The organism is Nucisporomicrobium flavum (assembly GCF_016464385.1).
GTDB lineage: Bacteria > Actinomycetota > Actinomycetes > Mycobacteriales > Micromonosporaceae > Actinoplanes > Actinoplanes flavus_A.
This window is the reverse complement of sequence record NZ_JADMLH010000035.1, coordinates 1-8,680: the sequence shown is the minus strand read 5'-3', so window position 1 is coordinate 8,680 and position 8,680 is coordinate 1. Positions and strand designations below refer to the sequence as shown.

Here is an 8,680-nt window from a genome sequence, read left to right as displayed (position 1 = left end):
GCATACCGGCCCCGGGCGGCGGCCCCGCACCCCCGCCGGGGCCGGCCGCCGTCCCTGAAAGGACCACCCGTGCCCTTGCGCCGCCTCGCCGCCGCGCTCGTGCTGGCCGCCACCGCGCTCGCCGTCCTGACGTTCGCCGTCCGGGGCCGGGCCGAGCACCCGAGGCAGCCCGTCGCCGCGGCTGCCGCCGCGACCGTCGCGGCGCCCAGCACCGCCGACCTCGAGTTCGCCCGGATGATGGTGGCGCACCACGAGCAGGCCGTCCGGATGAGCCGGGCGCTGGTCGCCAAGCCGGGCGTGCCGGAACGGGTACGGCTGATCGCCGACTTCATCGCCCACGACCAGCAGCGCGAGATCGACGAGACGAACGCCTGGCTCGACGCGTGGGGAGGGGCGCACGCGGGCCACGCCCACGCCGGCGGCTCGGACGGGATGCTGACCGACGCCCAGCTGCGAGGGCTCGACGCCGCGCCCGGGCCGCAGGCGAGCCGGATGTTCCTGCGGCTGATGATCGAGCACCACACCGGCGCGATCACGATGGCCCGCTCACTGCTCGACGGCGACGGGCGCAACGTCTACACCCACGGGATGGCGAAGCACGTCATCAACGAGCAGACCGCCGAGAACGACGCGATGCGCGCGCTGCTCTGACGCAGACTTGTGGCATGGAATTCTTCTGCTACCACCGGGACCGGCGAGGTTCCTCGGCACTGCGCGACGAGCTGCTGGAGGAACACTGGTCCTACATGGACCGGTACGCCCAACAGATGATCGCCCGCGGCCCGACCTTCGCGGACGACGGCGATACGCCCACCGGTAGCGTGCACATCGTCGACCTGCCCGACCCCGCCGCGGCCCGCGCGTTCGCCTTCGACGAGCCCGGCTATCAAGCCGGGGTGTACCGGGACGTGCAGCTGCGCCGCTGGCGCAACCTGCTCGGCAGGACCATGTGGGACTTCCCCGGAGGCCGCGACGGTGGCAACCGCTATCTGGTGCTCGGCCTCGGAATCGGCGCCGGCGAGCTCGCCGGCCCGGCCGACAGGGACGAGCTGATCGCGTACGGGCCGCTGCTGTCCGACGACGGGGCCACCTGGATCGGTACGGCGGTGCTGCTGCGAGCATCAGACCCGGACGAGGCGCGCGCTGTCCTGGACCCGGCCGTGTACGCCGAGGTCGAGGTGCACAGCTGGGCGTTCGGCGGACGGCAGTGAGGCCCTGGGGACCTTGCACACGTTCTCAGGTCGTCAGCCCGAAGCGTTCCACGATCTCCGGCAACCACTCCGGCTCGCCGAACTCCAGGCCGTAGCGCTCCGCCAGGTCGCCGCCCTCCCCGGCCGCCGCCGGCCCGGCCGCGATCAGCTCCGCGACCTCTCGGAAGAAGTGCTCGAAACCGGCCGGCGTGATGATCTCGATCATCCGGGCGGGGGCGGCGCCGGCGTTCCACATCGCGTGCAGCTCGCCGCGCGGCTTGGTGATGTAGCCGCCGGGGCCGAGCACGACCTCCCGGTCATCCGACCGGAAGCCGATCTCGCCCTGCGTGACGATCGAGTACTCGTCCTCGCGCGTGTGCCGGTGCGGCGCCACCAGTGCGCCGACCGGGAACGGGTGCTCGACGATCGCGAACGCGCCGCCGGTGTCCTCGCCCCAGAGTTTGAAGTGCACGCCGATGTCGCCGAGACTGCCCACGCGTCCGCCGCCCGGCTGCACCACGGTCAGCGGCGGCGGCTCCGATGTCGTCATGCGACGTGCCTACCGCATCGCGGAGGACGCCGGCCACCGAATTCGGCGAGCGGTACCAGTTCCGTACGCTGGTACCTCGTCAGCGTTTGGAAGACTCGCTGCATGACGAATTCCTCCTCGAGGCCCGCCGTGGTGGTACGGGCCGCGGACGGCGAGCCCATACCAGCGGCCGGAGTACTGCATCTCTTCAAGCTGACCGGCGAGCACACCGACGGCCGCTTCGGCCTTGAGGAATTCACCGTGCCGCCGGCCACGTTGGGTGCCCGGCCGCATATCCACCGAGGCCACGACGAGTATTTCTACGTCCTGTCGGGTCAGCTGACGGTGACAACCGGGAGTGGCGAGATCGTGCTCGGCCCTTCGGACCTGGCGGCGGCATGCCGGGGCTCGGTGCATGGCTTCCGCAATGCGAGCGAGGACACGCCGGTCCGAGCCCTCTGCATGTACACCCCTCCGGGCTATGAGCAGTACTTCCGTGACGTCCATGCCGCAGTGGCCGCCGGCACCGAACTCACCGTCGACCTGCTCGCGGAGCTACGCGGCCGATACGAAACCGACAGCCTCTGAACTTGCCCCGCGCGTGCCGCCCCGTCGGGTATGACCCTTCAACGGGTTGACAGTCGTCTATGGAATGCCGGACGGTCGTGAGATGCTCACGTACCGTTTCCGTGCATTCCTGGCCGTCCTGCTCTCCGCCGGCGCGCTGTTCCTGGTCGCCGACCGTGCCGCAGCGGCGGCGGCGCCATCCGCGCCCACCGACCTCCACGTCACCTCCATCAGCCCGACCTCGGTGACCGTCGCCTGGACCGCTCCCCCCGGCGGTCCCGTCGCTTACTCGCTCACCTACTGGCCCGCCTTCGGCGACGTCGGCTACAGCCAGCGCGTCGGCGACGTCACCACCGCCACCGTCACGTCCGGCATCGGTCCGAACGGCCAGTACCAGTTCAACGTCCAGGCCATCGACGCCGACGGCCACTCCTCGACGGCGAGCAACACACTCGTCGTGGTCACCCCGGCGAACACCACCGGCGACATGACCGCGCCGACCGCCCCCGGCAACCTCACCCTGACCGGCGTCAGCCCGGCCGGCGCGCAGCTGACCTGGACGGCGTCCACCGACGACGTGGAGCTGACCGGCTACTACGTCTACCTGTTCGACGGCTGGTACGTGTCCCGGTATCTCGGCACCACGACCGGCACGTCGTTCACCGCGCCGATCCTGAGCACCCAGACCGGCATGATCCGCTACTACGTACGGGCCCACGACGCGGCCGGCAACCTGTCGATCGCCTCCAACCAGGTGTCCACGACCGCCACGCCCCCGACCCCGCCGGCCACCCAGTGCAAGGTCGCCTACAAGACGACAAGTGAGTGGCCGGGCGGTTTCGTCACCGAGGTGAAGCTGACCAACACCGCGACCACGGCGGTCAACGGCTGGTCCCTCGTCTTGTCCCTGGGTGGCGACCAGCGCGTCACCTCGTCGTGGGCCGCGAAGTGGGCCCAGTCCGGCTCCACGGTGACGGTGACCAACGAAACCTGGAACGCGACGATCCAGCCAGGAGCCGACCTCACGCTCGGCCTGGTCGGCACGTACGCGAAGAGCAACGCGCCGGCCACAACCGCAGCGCTGAACGGTACGGCCTGCACCCTCGCCTGACCCGCTGGGGCGTCCCATCGTGGGCGCCCCGGCCCCAGGCTCGCTCAACGCATGAGGGTGAGCCGCGCAGCTGCCAGGTAGGCCGCTCCTGCATGCCTTCCTGATGGTCCGGGACGAGAACGGAGAGGGTCAGCACACTTGCATCTCCATCTACTGGAGGTAGGAGGCTGACCGGCGTGGACGAGGGAACGCTGTACTCGATCGGAGACCTGGCCCGGCGTACCGGCTTGCCGGTGCGCACGATCCGGTTCTACTCCGACGCCGGCGTTCTGCCGCCCACCCACCGCAGTCCCGCGAACCACCGGCGCTACGACCTGACCGCGATCACCCGCCTGGAACTGATTCGCACGTTGCGTGACCTCGGCCTCGACCTGGTCACTATCCGCCGGGTGCTCGCCGAGGACATCACCATGTCGCAGGCGGCCGCCATCCATGCCGATGCGCTCGACGTGCAGATCCAGGTCCTACGGGTACGCCGGGCGGTCCTGCGCCTGGTGGCGAAGCGGGACTACAGCCCGAAAGAGATGGAACTCATGCACCGCATCGTGCAGCTGTCCGAAGCCGAACGTCACCGGCTCATCCACGACTTCATAGACAGCACGTTCGGCACCGTCGACGCCAACCCCGAGCTGGTCGAGCTCCTGCGCTCCACTATGCCGAACCTGCCCGACGAACCGACCGCCGAGCAGGTCGAGGGGTGGATCGAACTGGCCGAACTCGTCCAGGACGCCGGCTTCAGAGCCGGCATCCGCCGGATGGCGGAGCATCAGGCGTCCGAACGCGCCGCCGGGGACCGGACAGGACTGCACCACGAACTGACCAACCACATCCGCGACCGTGTGACGGCAGCCATCACGGCCGGAATCCAACCACCATCGGCAGCAGCCGCCGTGATAGTCACTGGACTCGTCACCTGCTACGCCCGTACGTTCGGGAGAACCGACAGTCCCGAGTACCGCGCCGACCTGCTGGCCCGGCTGGAAATCGCCAACGACCCACGAGTCGAGCGGTACTGGCGGCTCATCTCCGTCATCAATGGGTGGCCGACCGGACCGTCGCTCGCACCGGTCTTCGACTGGTTCATTCAGTCACTTCGACACCACCGGAAACCCTGACCAGTCCCGTTTCGTCACCCACCTGTCCGCTCATCGGCACGACCGGACGTTGACGGCACCGAGTGGCCGTGATGTTCAGCCCAGATGGTTCGCGGGGGTGTGGAGTAGGTGCCGGACAGTGCGCCCGGTGTTGCGGTGGAGATCATCGCGATGAGCAGGATGGGCTCGGCACGCCGCAGGCGTTGGACGGTGGCCGGCTACGAGAGGACGGCGAGCGGGGTCATCTGGCGTCGTAGGCGCTTCGTGCCTGCTGCACCGCGGGGAGGTGGGCGTCGGCCCAGGTGGCCAGGTGAGCGAAGAGCGGACCGAGGCTGGCGCCCAACTCGGTGATCTCGTACTCGACCCGGGGTGGCACCTCGGCGTAGTAGGTGCGCGCCACGAGCCCGTCGCGTTCCAGCTGACGGAGCCGCTGCGTGAGGACCTTCGGTGTGATGCTGGTCAGCCGGCGCTCCAGCTCCACGAATCGCTGCCGGCCGTGCTCGTGCAGAGCCCACAGGATCGGGGTTGTCCACCGACTGAACACGATATCGACGACCGGTGCGACCGGGCACGCGATCTCGGGGTCCGCTGAGCGTTGCATGTGCCCTCCGCCACAAAGCTGACACTATCTCCTAGGTACCTACTATACGCAGGCTACTAGCGTCTTTTTCGACCGCGCGAGCGACGCGGTTGAACGGGAGACGGGACATGTTTGTCGTAACAGGAGCCACCGGGAACGTCGGCCGGACGCTGTTGTCGATCCTGACGAGGTCGGGTGCTGCGGTCACGGCGGTGTCGCGTGGACGACGCCCGGTCGCCGTGCCGGACGGAGTTCGTTACCACCGCGCCGACCTCGAGAACCCGGAGAGCCTGAGTCCGGCACTCGCCGGCGCCGACGCCATGTATCTCCTGGTCGAAGGCGCCGGCGCGAACCTCGACGGGCCCGAGATCCTCAAAGTGGCCGCTATGGCCGGGGTGAAACGGATCGTGCTGCAATCCTCACAAGCCGTCGGCACCCGGCCGGGGTCGGCGTCACACGCCCCCCTGCACGCCATCGAGGAACAGGTACGCCAGTCGAGCCTCGGCTGGACGATCCTGCGCCCCGGCGGGTTCGCCTCCAACGCCTTCGCCTGGGCCGACTCGGTCCGGTCCGGCCGGATGGTCGCCGCACCCTTCGGTGACGTCGGCCTGCCAGTGGTCGACCCTGACGACATCGCCGAGGTGGCCGCCATGGCCCTCCAGGGCGGCCACGACGGTCACACGTATGAGCTGACCGGCCCGGCGCTGAGCACGCCACGCCAGCGCACTGCCGAACTCGCCGCCGCACTCGGCGAGCCGATCCGCTTCGTCGAGCAATCGCCGGACGAGGCCCGCCGACAGATGCTGGCATTCATGCCGCCGCCGGTGGTCGACGGCACACTGGCGATCCTCGGCGCGCCGACCGGACGCGAGCAACGAATCAGCCCCGACGTGACGCAGGTGCTGGGCCGACCCCCGCGGCCCTTCGCCGAGTGGGCCGCGCGCACCATCGCCGCCTTCCGCTGACCCGTCGAACCACCCCGGCGACTGATGACCGGCCGGCTTGATCGGCCGTCCGGTCATCGGCATGGGCGTGTGCGAGAAGGCCCCGGCAGGGTCACGGCAGGCCGCCGCAGCACGGTGACAGCGGGAGCAGACGGTTGCTCGGAGCTACGAGCCGGTGGAGCGTCCTACCGGCAGGTTCACCCGGCGTCCCATACCGAACTGTGGCGCATTGGTGTCGGTGACCATGGCGAACGCACCCTCGGGCACTCCCTTCCGGGTGGCCACCCTGGATGCCGCTGCCAGCAGCGTCTTCTCGCTGGCCCCGGCGATGAAGAAGATGTAGACCTCGCCGTACTGCTCGCCGTCGTCATACTCCTCAAGCCCAAGTTCGTCTTCCAGGTCGATGAGATAGTCCCCGATGTCATCGATCCATTCGACGTCGTCGGTCATCGGAACATGGATCTCCACGAGCACGGCCATGCGGACGATAATCCAGCAACGGTCATCGGCGACTGCAGGCAGGGGCCGGATCCTCACGAAGCGCCGTGCACCTGCATGACGAGCGCCATCTTCAGTCACACGGCACAGCCGTTGCGGCCCCGCGGGGCGCGCATGCCGACCACGGTGACGTTGCTGTATCCGGGCCGCTATAGCTTGCAAACCATTGAGATCCCACCGGTTGCGAGCGTGAAAAGCCGGAAAAACGCCTGCGAGACCTCCGGCTCCTGATCGAGCCGCTGCAACGATTCGTACCTCGCGGGAGCAACATCGATCGTGGCGAGGCCGCCGGACGCACTGCCGCCGGCCATGGCGAACAACACCAAGCATCGATAGCTGCGTACAGCACCTTGGCGCTCTTCACGCATCAGCGATTGCAGGACGACGGCATCCTCCCTGACCTGGCTGCGCAGCGCGTCCGCCGAAGACCACCGAGTCGCCAAGCCCAGCCGCTCCGCCTCCAGTTGGATATGGAGCAGCGTCTTGAAGCTGATCTGACAGATGCGGAAGTCGTCATCGGCCGGTTGAATCATCGGCATCGCGCACAGGCCCGTATCAGTCGGCGTCCAGGCTTCACGCTCGTAGCGTGCCAGAGCAGGCGCCATGACCGAACTCTGGGCGGGTCGGAGGCCTGCGCGCACGATCAGCGGCAGATGAGGAGGTCTGCCGCGGTGAACCCGGCCGCACTAGCTGTCGAACCAGACAATGAGTCGTACGTTGTCGCCACCGTATCGCTCGGCGAGATCGCGCATCGTGTCGAACAGCTCGCGCAACTGCGGGTCGGACCGCAACACGTCACCCTGGGAGAGACGCTCTACCCGCCAAATCCGATCGTCGGCACGCCACTCCGTTCCCTCCGTGTAGCTGCTGCCCCTGGGATCGGCAGACTCGCCGGCCACTGCACGCCAGGCGCTTCCGTGGTGGCCGGCTTTGCCGACGAAGAGCATCCCTTCGGCTGTCACCTTGTACTCGTGAATCCGATCGTCGACACGAGGCGCTTGCGCGCTCCAATCGATGCGAGCCAGCTCCGTCCATGACACCCACGTGTGGTCATGTTCGCCCGCTGAGAGTTTCGACCCGAAAAGCTCCGGACTGGCGTCGTCTGGTAAACCACGGCCAGGGGCAACCGCGTCGAACCCGGCGAAGTTCCTTACGCCGAACAACAGACCGTAGGCGTCGTAGTGGCGAGGCAGGTCGTCCAGACTGACGTCGGTCAAGACCCAGGACGAGCCCGGACCATGCGGGCGGACTTCCACCGCACCGGCGATGTCAGTGCCCATGCTCGCCTGCCTCAACGACGTCGACCGGAACGATGCCTGGCGCCGAGACTGTCGAGGCTGAGGCGATACCGACACTACGTGGTCTGACTTCGTACGGTTCGGGCAGAGCCGGATGCGGGCGGCGACCGTCGGTAGGTCATGACAACGGCAAAGCGGCAGAGGCCGGCGGCCGAGGCCCAGCCCCGCTGTGCAGATATGCCGTCCATCCCTGCAGAACTTGGCCTGACAGCTGCTTCGGTTCCGCCCACGGTCGGCGGCAGATTCGGATGTTCAGGCTCGCATCCTGGAAGCGTTCGTGGGCTGGAAGATGAGTGACATGTCAGGACGTCCAGTAACTCGTGGTCCGAACGACGATCCGTCGCTGTCCGATGACGAGCTCATCCGCCGGCGAACGGAGTGGTTCGCGGCTTACACCTCCCAGAAGAACGTAGTCGCGCCACAACGCGACGCTCCCTACACCTGCCCGTGCTGCGGCCACGCGACCTTGGCCGAGCGAGGTGCATACGAAATCTGCGACGAGTGCGGGTGGGAGGACGATGGCCAGGACAACCACGACAGCCACGTCGTTCGTGGTGGCCCTAACGGTTCCGAAAGCTTGGACCAGGCGCGCATGAGATTCGTTCAAGGAGGTGGAGTGGCGCAACCGCACCTGCCGCCCTCGGATGCGGTTTGATGCACTCCTCTCGGCATGAGCATGCGCCGGACGGTCAGTTGACGTCTACGCTGCGTGACTGCACCTCCAACGTGGCACGCACGGCCGGCGGCATAGAAAGACGTTCTGCGTGTTGATGCAGGACGTAAGAACGTCCTCCTGATGCGCTTGCGGGCTTGGTGTCCCATCGCAGGAGGAGGACGTTCGTGAGTAACGGTAGCGGCGTGTCCCGTGG

General features: G+C 68.0%; 12 protein-coding genes. 7 read left to right on the top strand and 5 right to left on the bottom strand.

The window, feature by feature from the left end; genetic code table 11:
• Positions 1 to 69 precede the first annotated feature (69 nt).
• Together IT780_RS40735 and IT780_RS40730 are read left to right on the top strand one after the other, a co-directional pair.
• Entirely contained in the window at positions 70 to 651 is a 582-nt protein-coding gene (locus tag IT780_RS40735; RefSeq protein WP_199517255.1) for a DUF305 domain-containing protein, read from the top strand.
• Positions 652 to 665: 14 nt separating this feature from the next.
• Positions 666 to 1,211 (top strand): YciI family protein, encoded by a 546-nt coding sequence (locus tag IT780_RS40730; RefSeq protein WP_199517254.1) that lies wholly within the window; start codon positions 666 to 668, stop codon positions 1,209 to 1,211.
• A 25-nt stretch (positions 1,212 to 1,236) separates the two neighbouring features.
• Here IT780_RS40730 and IT780_RS40725 read toward each other — a convergent pair whose 3' ends face one another.
• The gene (locus IT780_RS40725) at positions 1,237 to 1,740 is read right to left on the bottom strand and encodes a cupin domain-containing protein (RefSeq protein ID WP_199517253.1); all 504 of its coding nucleotides are present in this window, start codon (positions 1,738 to 1,740) and stop codon (positions 1,237 to 1,239) included.
• A 102-nt stretch (positions 1,741 to 1,842) separates the two neighbouring features.
• On the opposite strand from IT780_RS40725, the gene IT780_RS40720 reads away from it, so the two are divergent.
• From IT780_RS40720 to IT780_RS40710, 3 genes are all read left to right on the top strand, one after another.
• Entirely contained in the window at positions 1,843 to 2,307 is a 465-nt protein-coding gene (locus tag IT780_RS40720) for a cupin domain-containing protein (protein WP_199517252.1), read from the top strand.
• Positions 2,308 to 2,389: 82 nt separating this feature from the next.
• A complete protein-coding gene (locus IT780_RS40715) occupies positions 2,390 to 3,397 on the top strand; it encodes a cellulose binding domain-containing protein (RefSeq protein WP_199517251.1) in 1,008 nt (335 codons plus the stop codon).
• Positions 3,398 to 3,573: 176 nt separating this feature from the next.
• On the top strand, positions 3,574 to 4,512 hold the full coding sequence (locus tag IT780_RS40710) for a MerR family transcriptional regulator (protein ID WP_199517250.1): 939 nt from the start codon (positions 3,574 to 3,576) through the stop codon (positions 4,510 to 4,512).
• A gap of 220 nt (positions 4,513 to 4,732) precedes the next feature.
• On the opposite strand, the gene IT780_RS40705 is transcribed toward IT780_RS40710, so the two are convergent.
• Positions 4,733 to 5,092, bottom strand: a complete 360-nt coding sequence (locus tag IT780_RS40705; RefSeq protein ID WP_199517249.1) for a winged helix-turn-helix transcriptional regulator — start codon at positions 5,090 to 5,092, stop codon at positions 4,733 to 4,735.
• Between the two features lie 107 nt (positions 5,093 to 5,199).
• On the opposite strand from IT780_RS40705, the gene IT780_RS40700 reads away from it, so the two are divergent.
• On the top strand, positions 5,200 to 6,036 hold the full coding sequence (locus IT780_RS40700) for an NAD(P)H-binding protein (protein WP_199517248.1): 837 nt from the start codon (positions 5,200 to 5,202) through the stop codon (positions 6,034 to 6,036).
• Between the two features lie 144 nt (positions 6,037 to 6,180).
• Here IT780_RS40700 and IT780_RS40695 read toward each other — a convergent pair whose 3' ends face one another.
• The 3 genes from IT780_RS40695 to IT780_RS40685 all read right to left on the bottom strand — a co-directional run bounded on the left by IT780_RS40695 (position 6,181) and on the right by IT780_RS40685 (position 7,793).
• Positions 6,181 to 6,495, bottom strand: a complete 315-nt coding sequence (locus tag IT780_RS40695) for a hypothetical protein (RefSeq protein WP_199517247.1) — start codon at positions 6,493 to 6,495, stop codon at positions 6,181 to 6,183.
• Between the two features lie 167 nt (positions 6,496 to 6,662).
• Positions 6,663 to 7,118, bottom strand: a complete 456-nt coding sequence (locus IT780_RS40690) for a hypothetical protein (RefSeq protein WP_233414351.1) — start codon at positions 7,116 to 7,118, stop codon at positions 6,663 to 6,665.
• An 81-nt stretch (positions 7,119 to 7,199) separates the two neighbouring features.
• Entirely contained in the window at positions 7,200 to 7,793 is a 594-nt protein-coding gene (locus IT780_RS40685) for a hypothetical protein (RefSeq protein WP_199517246.1), read from the bottom strand.
• Positions 7,794 to 8,100: 307 nt separating this feature from the next.
• Between IT780_RS40685 and IT780_RS40680 the strand changes: the two genes are divergently transcribed.
• On the top strand, positions 8,101 to 8,466 hold the full coding sequence (locus IT780_RS40680) for a CPCC family cysteine-rich protein (RefSeq protein ID WP_307831667.1): 366 nt from the start codon (positions 8,101 to 8,103) through the stop codon (positions 8,464 to 8,466).
• Positions 8,467 to 8,680: the final 214 nt, after the last annotated feature.